We start from the raw sequence: 16,511 nt of genomic DNA, 5'->3' as shown, positions 1-16,511 counted from the left end.
ATAAAAAACAAATCCGGAGACAATATGGCCGATGTACCGCTGCTCCGGTGCTTCGTTGACGGCCAATGGCTGGAAACACCGCACCGGTTTTCCAATATCAATCCAGTCAACGGACAGCTGGTCAGCATGGTGTGCGAAGCCGATGCGGCTACCGTGCAGCACGCTGTCGCCGCCGCCAACCGAGCGTCGCAAGATACCTGGAAACACCTGAACCTCAATGAACGTGCAGCCTTGCTGCACCGCATTGCAGACGGCATCGAGCAACGTTTCGACGAATTCGTACAGGCCGAAGTCAGCGATACCGGACGCCCCGTCCATCAAGCGCGCAGCCTGGATGTTGCACGCGGCATCGCCAACTTCCGAACGTTCGCCGACCTGATCAAAACCGGGTCCAGCGAAATGTTCGAAGGCATCGCCCCCGACGGGGCCAAAATCATCAACTACATCACACGCAAGCCTTTGGGGACTGTCGGCATCATTTCCCCCTGGAACCTGCCCCTGCTCTTGCTTACCTGGAAAGTAGCGCCGGCATTGGCCATGGGCAACTGCGTCGTGGCCAAACCCTCAGAAGAAACCCCCTCTTCGGCCACCCTACTGGCCGAAGTCATACAGGCCGCGGGACTGCCTCATGGCGTATTCAACCTGGTACACGGCTTTGGTCCCAATTCTGCGGGGGAATACCTGAGTTCCCACCCCGACATCGCAGCCATCACGTTTACCGGCGAATCGCGCACCGGTACCACCATCATGAAAGCAGCTGCCGAAGGAGTCAAAGAAGTCTCGTTCGAACTGGGTGGCAAGAATGCCGCCGTCGTCTTCGCCGATGCCGACTTTGAAGCCGCCATAGCAGGCGTCATGCGCTCCAGTTTCACCAACTCTGGTCAAGTCTGCCTGTGTTCCGAGCGCGTCTACATAGAGCGCCCGCTGTTCAAACGTTTTCTTGAAGAGCTCAAGCGCCGTTGCGAAGCGCTTGTCGTCAGCTACCCGGACGCGCCCAATGTCGATATGGGTCCGCTAATTTCACTGCAGCATCGCGACAAAGTCTTGTCGTATTACCAGCTCGCGCGCGAGGAAGGCGCCACGATTGTCGCCGGCGGTGGTGTGCCTCGCTTTGGCGACGAACGCGATCAGGGCGCCTATGTGCAACCCACCATACTGGCCGGTTTGCCCGACAGCGCACGCTGCATGCGCGAAGAAATCTTCGGCCCGGTATGCCACCTGTCGCCCTTCGATACTGAAGAAGAAGTCATCGCCCGTGTCAATGACAGTGCCTACGGTTTGGCGGCCTGCGTCTGGACCACCCACCTTTCCAGGGCACACCGGGTTGCCAGTCAATTTGAAACAGGTATCGTGTGGGTCAACACCTGGTTCACCCGCGATCTGCGCACGCCGTTCGGAGGCACCAAGCTATCGGGCCTGGGGCGCGAAGGTGGCCGCTATTCGCTGGACTTCTACTCTGAAATCAGCACCGTCTGCATCAAGCTCTAAACTGAAGGATCAAGCATGAGCACCACCAATACAGCTCGCGTCGTCACCGGTAAAGCCACACCGCGCGGCGCGTTTCCCCACATCAAGCGGGCGGGCGATTTCCTGTTTGTCTCCGGCACCAGCTCGCGCCGACCCGACAATAGTTTTGCGGGTGCATCGGCCGACGCCATGGGTACGGTCAGCCTGGACATTCGTGCCCAGACACGCGCCGTGATCGAAAATATTCGCGATATTCTTGCCAGTGAGGGTGCAGGCCTCGAACACCTAGTGGAAATATCCGCCTTTCTGGTCAACATGAACGATTTTGGCGGGTACAACGAGGTTTACGCTGAATTTTTCTCGGCCGATGGCCCTACCCGCACAACGGTGGCCGTGCATCAACTGCCCCACCCTCATCTGCTGATAGAAATCAAGGCTGTAGCCTATCTGCCCGTATCAGTCTGATACCGATTATGGAGGCCCATATGCTCACCCATGGCAAACCGTTCAATTTCGAACGCTGGATCGACGAACACGCCCACTTGCTCAAACCGCCCATAGGCAATCAGCAAGTCTGGCAAGACAGCGACTTCCTGATCACGGTGGTGGGCGGACCCAATAGTCGTACCGACTATCACGATGACCCACTGGAAGAGTTCTTCTATCAATTGCGCGGCAATGCCTATCTGAACCTCTGGATAGATGGCAAGCGCGAGCGCGTCGACCTGAAGGAAGGCGACATCTTCCTGCTTCCTCCCCACGTCCGTCATTCACCCCAACGCCCCGAAACCGGCAGCGCCTGTCTGGTCATCGAACGTCAGCGACCCGAAGGCCTGAAGGATGGCTTCGAATGGTATTGTGAAGCCGAAGATGGCTGTGGGCATCTGGTGCATAGGGTTGAAACTCAGCTGCAAAGCATAGTCAAAGACTTGCCACCGCTGTTCAACGCCTTTTACGAATCCACCGAAAAACGCCGTTGCCCGAACTGTGGAAAACTGCACCCAGGAAAAGCCGCGACATGAAAAAAATCGATACGCATTCGCATTTTTTTCCACATATCTCGCAGGCGCAGGCGGCAAAGCTGGATGCCGAAAAAGCACCTTGGCTGCACGTGGAAAACAGCGGTGAAACCGGCCAGATCATGAAAGGTTCGGACCCCTTCCGACCCGTGTACCGGGCCTTGTGGGACCCGCAACTGCGTCTGGAAGAAATGGACAGGCACGGCATAGATCTGCAAATTGTCTGCGCCACGCCCATTATGTTCGGCTATGAGTTTCCCGCCACCAAAACTGCCGCCTGGTCCGAGCAAATGAATGACCTTGCGCTGGAGCATTGTGCTGCCGACCCAACTAGGCTCAAGGCATTGGCACAAGTGCCGTTGCAAGATATTGAACTGGCCTGTAAAGAGGCTTCGCGTGCCAAAGCCAGCGGTCACCTGGGCGTACAAATAGGCAGCCACTTGGGCGCACGTGATATGGACGATGAGCACTTGGTGCAGTTCCTGATCCATTGCGCCAACGAGAACATACCCATATTGGCGCACCCCTGGGACATGATGACCGATGGCCGCATGAAAAAATGGATGCTGCCGTGGCTGGTTGCCATGCCTGCCGAAACACAACTGAGCATACTGTCGTTGATATTGTCAGGTGCCTTCGAACGCATACCCGCCAGCCTCAAGCTGTGCTTTGCCCATGGTGGCGGCAGCTTTGCATTTCTGCTGGGCCGCGTCGATAACGCCTGGGAATGTCGCGATATCGTCCGTCAGGACTGTCCGCAGCGCCCCTCAAGCTATACCAACCGGTTCTACGTAGACAGCGCCGTATTCGACACCGGCGCCTTGCGGCTGCTGACAGATGTCATGGGTACAGACCGCGTCATGCTGGGTTCTGACTACCCTTTCCCTCTGGGCGAGCAAAACATAGGCAAGCTGGTTGCAGAAAGCCCCTGGCTGAGCGATCCGGACAAGCAGCGCATCAGCGCCGGCAATGCCCTGGATTTTTTTAGTATTGAAGCGTAAAAGGATTAACGATGGAACCCGATTTCTGGCGAGCGCGTTGGCGCGACGAGCAAACTGGCTTTCACCAGCAGCGAGTCACGCCTCTGCTGCAAAAATACTGGCCCTCGCTAGAACGCCCCAGGGGCAGCCGCATACTGGTTCCCCTGTGCGGAAAGTCGCTGGACATGATCTGGCTGGCCGGGCAAGGCCACGACGTGCTGGGCATCGAACTGGCCCAGCAACCCATAGAGCAGTTCTTCGCTGAAAACAAACTGCAGCCAACCGTACACACCAGTTCTGAAGGTACTCATTACCGTTGCGAAAATATTGAGCTGATCTGCGGCGATATCTTCGACATTGGCGCAGACACCCTGGCCACATGCCAGGGTGCTTACGATCGCGCCGCCCTGGTCGCCCTGCCGGCCGCCATGCGCCAACGCTACGTTGTGCACGTTTATGGTCAACTGGCAAAAAATTATCGCGGCCTGTTGCTTACGCTCGATTATGATCAGAACGAAATGGACGGCCCGCCCTTTGCCGTCAATGACGCTGAAGTACAAAACTTATACGCAGCCCACAGCCAGGCCAAATTGATCGACCAGCGCGCTATCCTCGACAAGGAACCCAAATTCAAGGAGCGCGGACTGACCAGACTCGACACGCTGGTTTATCAATTAAGCGGGATATCCTGACCTGCGGCGACCAGACTTCACTGCGCAAGCTTCAGGGATTCCGTAATATAAGGGGCCTGGCCTCTGCCCTTTTCAAAGTAAACGCGCATGCAACTGAGCAAACCCAAGATCGGACTCGCCCTGGGCAGTGGCTCGGCACGCGGCTGGTCGCACATAGGTGTTATACGCGTGCTTGAAGAGGCCGGCATCACGCCCGATATTGTGTGCGGCACATCCATAGGCTCTTTGGTCGGAGCCGCTTATGTCGATGGGCAGCTCGAGCCCCTCGAAAAATGGGTGCGCAGCCTGACCTGGCAAAGCGTCATGGGCCTGCTCGATTTCACCCTTACCGGCGGCCTGATTCACGGCGAAAAACTGTTTACCTATTTGCGCTCACACTTCAGTGAACGGGACATCGCCTCATTGCCCAAAGTTTATGGCGCCGTTGCCACCGAGCTCATCTCGGGGCGTGAGGTATGGTTGCGCGAAGGCCCCGTCATCGATGCAGTACGTGCATCAGCCGCTCTGCCCGGCCTGTTCAAACCTGTTGAAATGGACGGTCGCTTGTTGGTGGATGGTGCACTGGTCAATCCTGTACCTGTATCGCTCTGTCGCGCGATGGGCGCCGACATCGTCATTGCCGTCGACCTGAACTCCGATCTGATCGGGCGTCACTTTGACCTGGGACGGGCCTCCGAAAACTCCGACGCTCAAGCCACACCAACAGCGTTGTCGACCATGCTCGACAAGTTGCCACTAAAGCTGGGGCGACTGAAGAACGGTGCAGATGCATCGAATGGCCCTGCTTCATCGCTTCCGCTGCCATCCATATTCGACGTGTTGAGCATCAGCCTGAATATCATGCAGGTACGCATCACCCGCAGCCGCCTGGCCGGCGAGCCCGCCGACATACTGATCCGGCCACGCCTGGCCAATCTTGCTCTGATGGATTACCACCGCGCCGCCCAGGCCATCGAAGAAGGCGAGCATGCAGCCCAGCATGTTCTGCCCGAACTGAAAGAAATGCTGGGGCTGGACTAACGGAAATCCACTACAGGGTACGCTCGTACCGAGGGCGATAGACAGCCGTTGCTGTGTGGCTGCGTCTGCGCAACATCGTGTCTAGCCAGCCAAGCATGCGGACCAAGCCGGCCATTATCCAGACCAGCGGCCGCAGGACGAAACGCAGCAACAACATGATTGGCAGCAGCAACAGCGTCCAGCCTGCTATCTGCACCCACAGCACCGGCAATCCGAGTTTTTCGGCTGCTGCACCCAGCATGGAGTTGATGATGCTGGGATGTCGAACGGCGATATAAGCCAGCACAGCCGGCGCGCCGTACTTGACCAATCGCGTGCCGATCTGGCTGCCTCGCCATAAACCGGACCCCAGCGCTGCAGAGCGCTCAGAGAAAGTAAGGGAGCGGGCGCTGGCGGAACCTGCTTTCCCCATACGCAATATCTTGAACGCGCTAGCACCAATGGCCACGTCGACCGCAGCCCAGCCCACATCACCAAGCCGCACGGCTTCATCACGCAGCAAGCGGGTTTCCAGACCCCTGACACCGCTCCCAAAAAAGCTGTTGATGCCTTCGAGCACACGCTCAGTCTGGACCCAGCCGACCTCTCCGTCCGGGCTCACCACAAACTGTCCCAGAAAATCATAGCCCTCGATCTTAAGAAACTGAATGGCATATCTGCCCCGTTCTTCACCAGACAGCACGCCGCTGGTGTCGGTCGACGCAGAGGCATCACCATCACCCCACAGCCCTCGGAACGAATCCAGGGCCGATTTGGCCGTATCGCTTAAGCCACGCATGAGTTCGAGCGTCAGGATTTCATGCGTAAGGAAATAGTGGATCGGCAAGATGACGTCTTCTCCGTAGCGCCTCAGAACGTTCTGAAACTCCTGGCTGGCGCCAAAAGACTGGAACACGGGTCTTGCCAGATTGGAATAGCGCAGCAGAGCCAGCCTTGCCTTGGCCAGCAATACCGGATCGTCGGCGTAGGCAAGAAAAAGCGCCTGGATGTCAGCAGGTTCCTCAGCGAGCTCATGGGCAGCCTCGGGCAGACGCTGTTCAAGCTGCAAATGCATGAGTTGCGCTTCCAGTGGCTTCGGTTCGTATGCGCTGGAAATCAGCAATGCAAGCAAAAAAGCAAGCAAGCTGGCCAAAAACAAAGTTTTCATAGGACTGGACCGAAAGTGTGCAAGCAGCAGGATCAGGTTATTGGCGCAGGGTTGAAGAGGGCGAGCGAGCAGGCCGCAAACTATCGACGTGGCGCACCATCGTGCCATCCAGCTCTTCCAGCCGGTTCAAGCCCAGCAGCGCCATAGCTCGATGTAGCTCGGTTTGCAGGATATTTATGGCGTGATCAACCCCTGCCCCGCCCGCCACACTGGATGCATAATTGAAGGGCCGGCCCGCAAAAACACAACGGGCACCCAGCGACAAAGCCTTGATGACGTCGCTGCCGCGCCGGATGCCGCTGTCCATCATGACCACCACATCGGGTACCGCCTTGACGATTTCAGGCAAGACATGCAAAGGTGAAACCGACCCATCCATTTGCCGGCCCCCATGGTTGGAGACAATGATGCCATCAACACCGGCATCCCTGGCCCGTACGGCGTCTTGCCAGCGCACCAGACCCTTGACGATCAGCGTGCCTTGCCAGCGGTCGCGAATCTGGCGCATATGCCCCCAATTGAAATGGTCGCGTGCCTGGAGGTCTTTTTCTATTGTGGCAGAAAGAATCGGCGCCCCGCGCTCAGCACGCCAGTTTTCCAGATGCGGCATACCGTGCTGCAACAGGGTTCGGCCAAAAGTGCCCAGTAACCAGCGCGGATGGCTCAGGCCCTGCCAGGCCAGTTGCACACTGGGTCGCAGCGGCGAACTGAAACCATTGCGTATATAGTTTTCAGGGTTGACCGATACAGGAAGGTCAACCGTTACCACCAGAGTATTGAAACCGGCTGCCTTGACGCGTGCCAGCAAGGCATCGACACGCTCGACGTCTCCTGGCATGTAGGCCTGAAACCAAGTGTTGGGCGCCTGGCGGGCGACCTCTTCCATGGGTATCAACGAGGCTCCACTCAAGATGGCAGGAATATTGGCGCGAGCGGCGGCATTGGCCAGCACGATATCACCCCGATAGGCATACAAGGCCCCCAGGCCCACCGGCGAGATACCGAAAGGCGAACTGTAGGTTTGCCCGAATAGTTCTATTGTTTGAGAGCGTGCCGATACGTCTTCGAGCATACGCGGCAACAGCAGGTAATCATTGAATGCCGTGCGATTATGCGCGAGCGATACCTCCTCGTCTGCCCCATTGTAGATATAGCTGAAAATGGGCCGCGGCAACTTCTTGCGGGCCGGACGCTCAAAGTCATTCAGGGAAAAAATACGGCGCAAAGCGCGGGGAGGCTTGGTGGACATGAAGGTGATACGGTAATTTGCAAAAAGATTGAACAATACTGCACGCAAGACCTGATATTACGTGAATCCCACCCCTCTTGAATACCGCCTGACGCACTTGCCTCTATGCTTTCCCCGGACGGCTCCTATGGGGTCTTTCCTTGACCAGATCGTCTTCGATCATTTGCTCCGCCCGGCGCACAACCCGGTCCAGCATGATTGTCAACGCCTGTAGCTCAGCCGCATCCAGGTCCTGAAAAATCATATTATTCAGCGACACAACCACCGGCATGATCTGATGATACAAAGTGCGGCCCTGGCAGGTAATGCTGATATGCACAGTGCGGGCATCACCGGAATCACGACTGCGTGCCAGCAAGCCTTTGCTACATAAAGAGCTCACCGCACGAGAGGTGCGTGGCGTATCGAGAATAGCCGCGTGGGCCAATTGTGTGGAAGTCAGGCTGTCATGCTGTGCCGCGATGGCCAGCAAGCGCCACTCGCGGCGCGTAATGTTGAAACGCCCTTCACACAGGCGGGTAAAAATAGGGTTGCCTGCCGACCACGCGCGATACAACCTGAACATCATCAGGTCGCCCAGCGTCGGCAGCTCGTCCGACATAACGGCAACAGGTACTGGCTTGAGCGTGGAGTCTGTCTTTTTCATGCTTATGCGTCAGAGCTTTCCCTGAGAAACCAGATACTTGATTAGAACAATTAATACCCTGCTTGCTAAGCTCCCACCCAATATTAAGACAAATCAAGTCTGAGGAGACCCCGTCATGATCCAACGTGCCTTTCGTGCAGCCTTGTTGCCCTGCCTCCTGTTTGCCGCCTCCAGTGCCAGCGCTGCACAAGATTCTGTGAAACAACTCTCCGAGCCGCTCATCATCGTTGTCGGTTATGCGCCTGGCGGCGCCACCGACCGCGCTGCACGCATCGTGGCGGATAGCCTGCAAGACAAGCTAGGGGTGTCGGTCCTTGTCGAGAACAAGACCGGAGCGGGCGGACGTATTGCAGCTCAACATGTCAAAAATGCCGATCCCGATGACAATATGCTGTTGCTGGGCAATCCGGCGGTCATGGTCGTCGCTCCTCTTGTCTTTGAAAGCCTGCCCTACGATGCGAAGAACGATTTCCAGCCCGTGTCCATGGTGACGGAATATGGCTTTGGCGTGGCTGTCTCGGCAGACAGCTCCATCAAGGATATGAAAGGACTGGTGGATTGGGCAAAGACGCATCCCAAGCAGTTCAATATCGGTGTTCCAGCAACAGGTAGTTTGCCGCACTTCTTTGGGTTGATGCTGGCCCAGCAAATCGGTACTGAGGGTCAGATCATCGGCTACCGGGGCTCGGCCCCGGTCATCACCGACCTGATCGGCGGCGCCGTTCCGGTTGCCATCGACACCCTGGATGTGCTGACACGCCAGCATCAAGGCAAGCGCATACGCATACTGGCTTCTTCCGGCGAAGAGCGCGAAGCAGCGCTGCCCGACGTCCCCACCTTCAAGCAAGCAGGCATCGACCTGCAGGCGTCAGGCTGGAACACATTTTTTGCCTCGTCTGCCATGCCCAAGGACAAAGCCGAGATGCTGGGTGAAGTCATCAAATCGGTCACTGCCGACCCCAAAGTACGCAAAACCCTGCAAGATGGCGATCTCATTCCTGTTTCAGCCAACGCACAGGAAACCGGCAAACTGGTGGAGGCATTCCGCGCGCAGTGGGCGCCTGTGGTCAAAGCATCAGGTTTCGTTGTTACCAAATAAATAGACAACAGATACGCATCAGGCAACATTGATGAGCTCAGCCAAAAACGTTCTTTTCATCATGGCAGACCAGCTACGTGCAGATCATCTGGCATGTTATGGCCATCCATTCATCCGCACACCAAATATCGATGCGCTTGCAAAGAGAGGGGTGCAGTTTGAACGCGCCTTTGTGAATTCTGGCGTATGCGGGCCATCACGCATGAGCTACTACACGGGCCGCTATCCCTCGACGCATGGGGCGACCTGGAATCGTGTGCCCTTGTCGGTGGGCGAGATGACTCTCGGTGAATACTTGCGTGCCAGTGGCCGCAAGCTGGTACTGGCCGGCAAAACTCACGTCATGGTGGACCACGCAGGCCTGGAACGCCTGGCACTGGATGGTGGTAGCGAATTGGGCCGCCTGCTGAGCAACGGCGGCTTCGAAGAAATTGATCGTTACGACGGCCACCATGAGCCAGGCGAGGAAAGCGGCTATCCGGCCTACTTGCGCCGTCACGGCTATGTATCCAATGATCCCTGGACCGATTTCGTTATTTCCGCCCGAGGCCCCGACGGACAATCCGTCAGCGGCTGGCATATGCGAAACGCCCAATACCCATCCCTGGTACAGGAAGCACACTCCGAAACAGCCTACATGACGGACCAAGCAATGCAGTTCATGCAGCAAGAAGGTGACCAGCCCTGGGTCATGCACTTAAGCTATGTGAAACCGCACTGGCCCTATATTGCGCCCGCCCCCTACCACGCCATGTACAGCCCGGATCAATGTCTGCCTGTCGTACGCAACGAGGACGAAAAGCACAATGCCCATCCCGTGCTGGCTGCCTACCGTCAGCACGAAGAGAGCATCAGCTTTTCGATGGATGAGTGCATACGCACTGTACGGCCTGCATATCAGGGACTCATTACGCAGCTGGACGATCACCTGGGCAGACTATTCGAGCACATGGAACGCACCGGACTCATGGACAACACTCTGATTGTCTTTACGGCTGACCATGGCGACTTCCTGGGAGATCACTGGCTGGGCGAGAAAGAACTGTTCTACGACACCGTGCAGCGCGTACCCATGATTGTGGTCGATCCTTCCGCTGAAGCCGACGCGACTCGTGGCTCAATCGAGTCGAGAATGGTGGAGTCCGTAGATATTCTGCCCACCATCCTGGCCTGGCTGGGCCAACCACTACCCACGCACCGCCTGGAAGGGCACAGCTTGTTGCCCATTTTGCGTGGCCAGCCCATAGAATGGCGGGATTGTGTTTTCTCAGAGCTCGATTACAGCTATCGGCTTTCAAGGCTGCTCACCGAAAAGACACCGAAAAATGCCCGCGCCTGGTCCGTCCGCACAGACCAGTGGCGCTACGTGTACTGGCTGGACGAGCCCGAACAGCTTTACGACCTGCACGCAGACCCCAATCAATTTCACGACCTGGGTCAGGACCCTGCCTACGCCACGGTGCGAAACGAATGCCGCGAACGCCTGCTGACATGGTTTGCAGGACTGAAGCGACGCACAACAGTCAGCTACGAAGCCGTCGACCGGGGCACGAACGCGTACAAAAAGGCAGGTGTATTCTTCGGCCAATGGTAACGGCTGACACTCACCAGCGAGCTTGTCACCTCCAGTGTTCTGAGTTAGCCTCTGTCGGCACACAGCGTATCTGCTGCCCCGAATAGGAGACCAACTTGAGAACATCCAATAAAGTCATTATCACTTGCGCAGTGACCGGGTCGATACACACACCGTCGATGTCGCCCCACCTTCCCATTACGCCAGAGGAAATCGCACAAGAGGCTATTGCGGCGACGCAAGCCGGCGCCGCCATGGTGCACCTGCATGCCCGCGATCCCCAAACGGGGCTACCCAAACAGGACCCCGCCTTGTTTGCCCAGTTCCTGCCCACCATCAAGGCACAAACCGATGCCATCGTAAACATTACAACAGGCGGGGGCCTGGGCATGACTCTCGAAGAACGTCTGGCACCGGCAAAAGCGGCCCAGCCCGAAGTGGCTTCCATGAATATGGGCTCGTTCAACTTCAATATTTCGGGCGCCGCAGCCAAGATTGAACAGTTCAAATTCGATTGGGAAAAGCCCTATCTGGACATGACCAAAGACTTCATTTTGTCGAACACATTCGGCCAGATTGAACGTGGGGTCAGTGAACTTTCCGCCATGGGTACTCGCTTTGAGTTCGAATGCTACGACGTCGGCCACCTGTACAACGTCGCACATTTTGCCGATCGGGGTCTGATCAAGCCACCCTTTTTCCTTCAGTGCATTTTCGGCATCCTGGGTGGCATCGGCCCCCACCAAGAAAACCTGCTGCACATGCGCGCCATTGCCGATAAGCTTTTCGGCGATGACTACTACTTATCGGTATTGGCGGCCGGGAAGCATCAGATGCCCTTCGTCACCATGAGCGCCTTGCTGGGCGGCAATGTGCGAGTGGGTCTGGAAGACAGCCTGTATCTGTCCAAAGGCCGGCTGGCCACCTCCAACGCCGATCAGGTCACCAAGATACGCACCATACTTGAAGAACTGTCGCTGGAAATCGCCACGCCAGGCGAAGCGCGTGCCATGCTGCAAACCAAGGGCAAGGACAACGTCAACTTTTAACGCATATATTTCCAGAAAAGAGGCATGAGTATTCGTACCCAGACATCATATCGATTAAAGCATTCCCTCTGGCTCCGTATCGTAGCCCTACCAAAAACAAGCAAACCATAACAACACTGCTTCGACGGAAAACCATTCGGGTATCACTCGTATCCGGCGATGTGCATGTTGCGGCCTGGCTGAATTCCGTGTCGAAGGCTAGGCGTTTATGCTGCCGTTGCAAACATAGGAATATTTCTGGATATCGGTGCGCCGCTTCCAGCCCTGGCGTTCCCAATACGCCTGTGCCTTCGTGTTGCTGCGGAAAACGTCAATATGAGTCTTGAGTATCCCCAGTTGCTCCAATCGACCCAGGCAACGCTCGACCAAAGCGCTGGCAATACCGCGCCGGCGGTACTCGGGAAGAACAACCAAGTGCTGCAGGTAGCCGCGCCGGCCATCGTGGCCACACATGACACAACCCACCAAACCACCCCCCTCTTCTGCCACAAAGCTCAGACCGGGATTGCGTTCAAGATAGCGCGTGGTCGACTCGCGCGAATCAGCGTCGCGAATCGATACGCCTGGCGTTGCTTGCATCAGCTGAATGACAGCATCATAGTGATTGATGGTCATCAAACGAATTACGGCCATTTGCACATAAACTCCTTATGCCGCCGCACCATCGAAATGCTGACGCTCCAACCCATTCAGATCGATCGACGGCACACAGCGAAGATTGACCGCCACCACGGTTGAGCCATCGGGATTTGCTCCCTTGGCGAAAGCCTCGGTGCCGCAATACTGGCAGAAAAGATGGTCGATTTTATGTGTATTGAACTTATAGGAGCGCAGCGCGTCGTCTCCTTGCAGCAACGTAAACTGCTGCGCCGGAATAAAAGACAATAAAAAGCCCTTGCGTCGACAGTGCGAACAATTGCAGCTGATTGCTGCAGCGGGCGCTTGCGCCTCGACCTTGAACTTGACCGTACCGCAGTGACAACTTCCTTCAAATGACATGGCAGCTCCTAAGTATTTCAAGTATTTTGTACTGCTTTTGTGAAAGATAGCTTAATGAAATATGCCTGTTGACTTATTCGGCGGGCGCTACAAGACCGTCATCCTGGCCGCTGTCCCGTAGAGCTTTGGCGACCAGGCCGGAGGCCTTCATCTCTTCAATAAACGCCTTGAGGAAAGGCAGCGCTGCCTCATTCTTTGCCGGCGTCACGACCGCCTGACGAATGGCCGTGAAACAACCAGGCAACACTTTTAGTCCTGCATGATCTCGGGCAACGGCTTCGAGCGGCTGGCGTACACCCGCGGCCGCATCCAGCTCCTGCTCAAGGAATAAGTCCACTGCTTCAGCTGACGTGGCGGCCCGTATGATCTCGGCGTGCCGCAGCGAACGCGACAAGAATAAATCGTAGGCAGCGCCCTTGCCTACCGCGATGCGCGTGCCCGATGCATCCATCTGTTCGGTGGTTGTATAGGGACTCTGGTCACGCACCAGGTAAGTACCTTCGATCAGTACATAAGGCGCTGTGAACGAAACCTGATCGGCACGCATGGGATCAATGGCCAGGAAGCCAACATCCCAAATGCCTTGCGCCGCGGCCTCTACAACCTTGCCGGCCGCCTCAAACGGCACAAACTCGAGCTCGGCCCCCAGCCGCTGGGCCAAGACTCTGGCCAGCACAACCGAGACTCCCTGTGGTTCGCCGGCGGGTCCGCGCTGCGCCAGCACAGGGTTGCCATAGTTGATGGCCGCTCTGAGCGTGCCGTTCTCGAGCAGTAATTCCCGGCCACGAATCGAATTGTTGTTCATGCGCTTATTCCCATGGTTCCGGGCAGCCATCAAGCCTGTTCAGACAGCGCCCGTTCCAGAACATTAAAAATCTTATCATCCGTGGATTGCGCAATATTAAAACGTAAAAAATCACCTGCACTCAATGACTGGCTGAAAGCATTGCCGGGTGCCAGCACTACCTTGTCTTTCAGACATGATCGGGCAATGCTCGCCGCATCCATGCCTGCTGGCAACCTGCACCAAAGGAACATGCCGGCCCGAGGAACAAACCAAGGCTTCACACCAATCTCATCGAGTCGGGGCAAAATCTTTTCCATGGCTCCGGCCAGGCGTAGTCGCACCATTTCCATATGCTTGCGATACCCGCTGTTGGTCAGTGCGGCCAGGACGATATTGGCAGCCAGCCGCCCACCTCCAAAGCTGGTGGCGATTTTCAAGTCAATCAACCCCTCGATCCAATCCGGGCGCGCGGCGATATAGCCGCAGCGCAAGGAAGCCGAGACCGTTTTCGAGAAGCTGCTGATCTGGATAACTCGTGACAGGCCATCGAAGGCGGCAAGCCTGGGCGCCGGGTTGGTTTCAAAATCGGCAAAGATGTCATCTTCGACGATGACAAGATCCGCATGATCTGCAAGCTTCAGCAGTCGATGCGCAACAACCGGGGACAACACCGCACCCGTAGGGTTGTGTATGCCTGAATTGGTGATATAGAGTCTGGGCGAATGATTCTGCAGAGCCGTTTCGAAGGCGGCCACATCCGGCCCGTTTGGTGTGTAGGGCACGCCCACAGCTCGCACTCGATGCGCCTTGAGCAAAGCATGGAAGTTGAAATAGCAAGGGTCGTCCACCAATACCGTATCGCCGGGCTCGAGCAGAAAACGGCAAATCAGGTCGATTGCCTGAGTTCCCGAGTCGGTCAGCATAATCTGATCCGGGGCCGCCTCGACGCCGGTGGTAGCCATACGACGGGCCAGAAACTTGCGCAAGGCTGGATGGCCCAGCGGCGTGGCGTATTCAGCCAGCTCAGCCGTGTCGGATCTGGCCAACGTACGCAAGGCTCGACGCATTCCGGATTCATACATCCATGCTGCGGGAAGCCAGCCGCAGCCTGGCTTGAGGACTGTGCCATCGGTTTCCAGCGACTGGCGGGACACCCATAACGGATCGACCTCCCGGTCGAGCTTGGGGCCGATTTCCGCCAAGGCTAGCGGAGCCACAGGCCCCGTTACATAAAAACCCGACCCTCGGCGAGCACTGATAAAGCCTTCTGCCGCCAGTCGTTCGTAGGCTTCAACGACTGTTGAAACCGAGAGCTCCATGGCCCGTGCCTGCGCACGCACGGACGGCAGGCGCGTTCCGGGCAGATAAGTGCGGGATGTAATTCTGGACTGAATTTCGTCCATCACGTCGCTGATTCGTGTACGATTTTGCTTCATGCCTTGAGGCCATCTGTACTGCTATTGTTTACATTACAGTTATTTTTAATTGTACTGGATTGTTCCTTGCAACACCCAACCTTGAATGTTCAACTGGCAACTCATCAAGAGATTGAACAATGAAACAAACAACTAGCGGTTGGATCAACGGGTTCATAGGCGTAGCCATCTTTGCGGGCTCACTGCCAGCCACACGTGCTGCGGTGGCCGACTTCAACCCCATATTCCTGACCTGTGCAAGAGCAACCATTGCCGCCCTGCTGGGCCTGGTGCTTTTGATCTGGTTGCGCCAGCGCCGCCCCGAACTCACAGATTTACGGTCCTTGACCCTGGTCTCCCTGGGTTGCGTAGTCGGTTTTCCGCTTTTCACCGCTTTAGCCTTGCAACACATCACCTCCGCACACTCAATAGTATTCATCGGCCTGCTGCCTCTGTGTACTGCAGTCTTTGCCGTGCTGCGTGGCGGCGAACGCCCCCGGGCCATCTTCTGGCTGTTCTCGATACTAGGTAGTGCATTTGTCGTCGGCTATGCAGCCATGGAAGACATCCAGGCTTCACTGCAAGGCAACTTGCTGATGCTGGCCGCCGTCGTTGTGTGCGGCCTAGGGTATGTGGAAGGCGCGAGCCTTTCCCGCAAACTGGGTGGCTGGCAAGTGATTAGCTGGGCGCTGGTCTTGTCGCTGCCCATCATGCTGCCCTTAGGGCTACTCACCCTGCCTGCATCGTTCGAAGTGGTAAGTATTTCAGCCTGGATTGGTCTGGTTTACGTTTCGCTTTTCAGTATGTTGATCGGTTTCATATTCTGGTACCGTGGCCTGGCCCAAGGGGGGATTGCCGCCGTCGGGCAATTACAGTTGCTCCAACCCTTTATGGGGCTTGGGCTGGCGGCCCTGCTGCTGCACGAATCCGTGAGCTGGATGATGCTGATCGTCACGCTAGGCGCGGTAATTTGCGTTGCGGGCGCAAAGAAATTTTCCGTGTGACAAAAAAATAATATTGAGCCCGGATGCACCCAGTGGCTTGGAGCTAGGTTTTCGTCTGGCTCAGCACAGCATTCAACAGGCCTGGGTAGCGGCTTTCCATATCGTCCAGTCTCAGCGAATTCATATGGGTAGTACCTACGCTGTAGCTACGCACCAGTCCGGCATCACGCAGCACCCGAAAATGATGTGACATGCTGGACTTGGGCCTGCCATTGCCCAGTTCATTGCAGCTGGCTTCGGGCACACGCGCCAGATGCCGAACTATCCCGAGACGTACTGGGTCACTAAGCGCATAAAGCACACGCTCCATAATAAAGTCGCCAGGTTCAGGATGTGTAAAGGGTTTCATGGCAGGCATTCTATAC

18 protein-coding genes are annotated in these 16,511 nt (G+C 56.5%); 10 read left to right on the top strand and 8 right to left on the bottom strand.

What is annotated here, in order from left to right; genetic code table 11:
- Positions 1-24: 24 nt before the first annotated feature.
- The 6 genes from ERD84_RS06645 to rssA all read left to right on the top strand — a co-directional run bounded on the left by ERD84_RS06645 (position 25) and on the right by rssA (position 5,178).
- The gene (locus ERD84_RS06645; RefSeq protein WP_130038803.1) at positions 25-1,488 is read left to right on the top strand and encodes a 2-hydroxymuconic semialdehyde dehydrogenase; all 1,464 of its coding nucleotides are present in this window, start codon (positions 25-27) and stop codon (positions 1,486-1,488) included.
- Positions 1,489-1,503: 15 nt separating this feature from the next.
- Entirely contained in the window at positions 1,504-1,932 is a 429-nt protein-coding gene (locus tag ERD84_RS06640; RefSeq protein WP_130038802.1) for a RidA family protein, read from the top strand.
- Between the two features lie 20 nt (positions 1,933-1,952).
- Positions 1,953-2,489, top strand: coding sequence for a 3-hydroxyanthranilate 3,4-dioxygenase (locus ERD84_RS06635; RefSeq protein ID WP_130038801.1), 537 nt, complete (start codon positions 1,953-1,955; stop codon positions 2,487-2,489).
- Positions 2,486-3,487, top strand: a complete 1,002-nt coding sequence (locus ERD84_RS06630) for an amidohydrolase family protein (RefSeq protein WP_130038800.1) — start codon at positions 2,486-2,488, stop codon at positions 3,485-3,487. Before ERD84_RS06635 ends, ERD84_RS06630 begins: the two co-directional genes overlap by 4 nt.
- 11 nt (positions 3,488-3,498) lie before the next feature.
- The gene (locus ERD84_RS06625) at positions 3,499-4,158 is read left to right on the top strand and encodes a thiopurine S-methyltransferase (protein WP_130038799.1); all 660 of its coding nucleotides are present in this window, start codon (positions 3,499-3,501) and stop codon (positions 4,156-4,158) included.
- A gap of 87 nt (positions 4,159-4,245) precedes the next feature.
- On the top strand, positions 4,246-5,178 hold the full coding sequence (rssA, locus tag ERD84_RS06620) for a patatin-like phospholipase RssA (protein WP_130038798.1): 933 nt from the start codon (positions 4,246-4,248) through the stop codon (positions 5,176-5,178).
- Between the two features lie 10 nt (positions 5,179-5,188).
- Here rssA and ERD84_RS06615 read toward each other — a convergent pair whose 3' ends face one another.
- From ERD84_RS06615 to ERD84_RS06605, 3 genes are all read right to left on the bottom strand, one after another.
- The gene (locus ERD84_RS06615; protein ID WP_130038797.1) at positions 5,189-6,325 is read right to left on the bottom strand and encodes a hypothetical protein; all 1,137 of its coding nucleotides are present in this window, start codon (positions 6,323-6,325) and stop codon (positions 5,189-5,191) included.
- Positions 6,326-6,362: 37 nt separating this feature from the next.
- Complete coding sequence (locus ERD84_RS06610) at positions 6,363-7,574, bottom strand: alpha-hydroxy acid oxidase (protein WP_130038796.1); 1,212 nt, start codon at positions 7,572-7,574, stop codon at positions 6,363-6,365.
- Between the two features lie 103 nt (positions 7,575-7,677).
- Entirely contained in the window at positions 7,678-8,220 is a 543-nt protein-coding gene (locus ERD84_RS06605; RefSeq protein ID WP_245150618.1) for a MarR family winged helix-turn-helix transcriptional regulator, read from the bottom strand.
- A gap of 115 nt (positions 8,221-8,335) precedes the next feature.
- Between ERD84_RS06605 and ERD84_RS06600 the strand changes: the two genes are divergently transcribed.
- The 3 genes from ERD84_RS06600 (at position 8,336) to kce (ending at position 11,941) form a co-directional block, all read left to right on the top strand.
- The gene (locus tag ERD84_RS06600) at positions 8,336-9,319 is read left to right on the top strand and encodes a tripartite tricarboxylate transporter substrate-binding protein (RefSeq protein ID WP_130038795.1); all 984 of its coding nucleotides are present in this window, start codon (positions 8,336-8,338) and stop codon (positions 9,317-9,319) included.
- 31 nt (positions 9,320-9,350) lie between these two features.
- Positions 9,351-10,913: a sulfatase-like hydrolase/transferase gene (locus tag ERD84_RS06595; RefSeq protein ID WP_130038794.1), complete on the top strand. Its 1,563-nt coding sequence runs from the start codon at positions 9,351-9,353 to the stop codon at positions 10,911-10,913.
- Positions 10,914-11,008: 95 nt separating this feature from the next.
- Complete coding sequence (kce, locus tag ERD84_RS06590; RefSeq protein ID WP_130038793.1) at positions 11,009-11,941, top strand: 3,5-dioxohexanoate:acetyl-CoA acetone transferase; 933 nt, start codon at positions 11,009-11,011, stop codon at positions 11,939-11,941.
- Positions 11,942-12,139: 198 nt separating this feature from the next.
- Here the strand turns inward: kce and ERD84_RS06585 are convergent, their stop codons facing one another.
- The 4 genes from ERD84_RS06585 to ERD84_RS06570 all read right to left on the bottom strand — a co-directional run bounded on the left by ERD84_RS06585 (position 12,140) and on the right by ERD84_RS06570 (position 15,163).
- Positions 12,140-12,574 carry a GNAT family N-acetyltransferase gene (locus ERD84_RS06585; protein WP_130038792.1) on the bottom strand — a complete coding sequence of 145 codons (435 nt, stop codon included), beginning with the start codon at positions 12,572-12,574 and terminating at the stop codon, positions 12,140-12,142.
- 15 nt (positions 12,575-12,589) lie between these two features.
- A complete protein-coding gene (locus ERD84_RS06580; RefSeq protein WP_130038791.1) occupies positions 12,590-12,940 on the bottom strand; it encodes a GFA family protein in 351 nt (116 codons plus the stop codon).
- A gap of 73 nt (positions 12,941-13,013) precedes the next feature.
- The gene (locus ERD84_RS06575) at positions 13,014-13,745 is read right to left on the bottom strand and encodes an ABC transporter substrate-binding protein (RefSeq protein WP_130038790.1); all 732 of its coding nucleotides are present in this window, start codon (positions 13,743-13,745) and stop codon (positions 13,014-13,016) included.
- 29 nt (positions 13,746-13,774) lie between these two features.
- Entirely contained in the window at positions 13,775-15,163 is a 1,389-nt protein-coding gene (locus ERD84_RS06570; RefSeq protein ID WP_130038789.1) for an aminotransferase-like domain-containing protein, read from the bottom strand.
- Positions 15,164-15,282: 119 nt separating this feature from the next.
- Here ERD84_RS06570 and ERD84_RS06565 point away from each other — a divergent pair, with 119 nt between their 5' ends.
- Positions 15,283-16,146, top strand: a complete 864-nt coding sequence (locus ERD84_RS06565; protein WP_130038788.1) for a DMT family transporter — start codon at positions 15,283-15,285, stop codon at positions 16,144-16,146.
- A gap of 43 nt (positions 16,147-16,189) precedes the next feature.
- On the opposite strand, the gene ERD84_RS06560 is transcribed toward ERD84_RS06565, so the two are convergent.
- Positions 16,190-16,495 carry an ArsR/SmtB family transcription factor gene (locus ERD84_RS06560; protein WP_130038787.1) on the bottom strand — a complete coding sequence of 102 codons (306 nt, stop codon included), beginning with the start codon at positions 16,493-16,495 and terminating at the stop codon, positions 16,190-16,192.
- Positions 16,496-16,511: the final 16 nt, after the last annotated feature.

This window comes from Pollutimonas harenae (genome assembly GCF_004153685.1).
Classification (GTDB): Bacteria; Pseudomonadota; Gammaproteobacteria; order Burkholderiales; family Burkholderiaceae_B; genus Pusillimonas_C; species Pusillimonas_C harenae.
The sequence above is the reverse complement of the archived record's forward strand: the minus strand, read 5'-3'. Positions and strand labels throughout refer to the sequence as shown.

What these genes read in the sequence shown, in the direction of transcription:
- ERD84_RS06645 (WP_130038803.1), top strand. Translation starts at nt 25, where the DNA reads ATGGCCGATGTACCGCTGCTCCGGTGCTTCGTTGACGGCCAATGGCTG.
- ERD84_RS06640 (WP_130038802.1), top strand. Translation starts at nt 1,504, where the DNA reads ATGAGCACCACCAATACAGCTCGCGTCGTCACCGGTAAAGCCACACCG.
- ERD84_RS06635 (WP_130038801.1), top strand. Translation starts at nt 1,953, where the DNA reads ATGCTCACCCATGGCAAACCGTTCAATTTCGAACGCTGGATCGACGAA.
- ERD84_RS06630 (WP_130038800.1), top strand. Translation starts at nt 2,486, where the DNA reads ATGAAAAAAATCGATACGCATTCGCATTTTTTTCCACATATCTCGCAG.
- ERD84_RS06625 (WP_130038799.1), top strand. Translation starts at nt 3,499, where the DNA reads ATGGAACCCGATTTCTGGCGAGCGCGTTGGCGCGACGAGCAAACTGGC.
- rssA (WP_130038798.1), top strand. Translation starts at nt 4,246, where the DNA reads ATGCAACTGAGCAAACCCAAGATCGGACTCGCCCTGGGCAGTGGCTCG.
- ERD84_RS06615 (WP_130038797.1), bottom strand. Translation starts at nt 6,325, where the DNA reads ATGAAAACTTTGTTTTTGGCCAGCTTGCTTGCTTTTTTGCTTGCATTG.
- ERD84_RS06610 (WP_130038796.1), bottom strand. Translation starts at nt 7,574, where the DNA reads ATGTCCACCAAGCCTCCCCGCGCTTTGCGCCGTATTTTTTCCCTGAAT.
- ERD84_RS06605 (WP_245150618.1), bottom strand. Translation starts at nt 8,220, where the DNA reads ATGAAAAAGACAGACTCCACGCTCAAGCCAGTACCTGTTGCCGTTATG.
- ERD84_RS06600 (WP_130038795.1), top strand. Translation starts at nt 8,336, where the DNA reads ATGATCCAACGTGCCTTTCGTGCAGCCTTGTTGCCCTGCCTCCTGTTT.
- ERD84_RS06595 (WP_130038794.1), top strand. Translation starts at nt 9,351, where the DNA reads ATGAGCTCAGCCAAAAACGTTCTTTTCATCATGGCAGACCAGCTACGT.
- ERD84_RS06585 (WP_130038792.1), bottom strand. Translation starts at nt 12,574, where the DNA reads ATGGCCGTAATTCGTTTGATGACCATCAATCACTATGATGCTGTCATT.
- ERD84_RS06580 (WP_130038791.1), bottom strand. Translation starts at nt 12,940, where the DNA reads ATGTCATTTGAAGGAAGTTGTCACTGCGGTACGGTCAAGTTCAAGGTC.
- ERD84_RS06575 (WP_130038790.1), bottom strand. Translation starts at nt 13,745, where the DNA reads ATGAACAACAATTCGATTCGTGGCCGGGAATTACTGCTCGAGAACGGC.
- ERD84_RS06570 (WP_130038789.1), bottom strand. Translation starts at nt 15,163, where the DNA reads ATGAAGCAAAATCGTACACGAATCAGCGACGTGATGGACGAAATTCAG.
- ERD84_RS06565 (WP_130038788.1), top strand. Translation starts at nt 15,283, where the DNA reads ATGAAACAAACAACTAGCGGTTGGATCAACGGGTTCATAGGCGTAGCC.
- ERD84_RS06560 (WP_130038787.1), bottom strand. Translation starts at nt 16,495, where the DNA reads ATGAAACCCTTTACACATCCTGAACCTGGCGACTTTATTATGGAGCGT.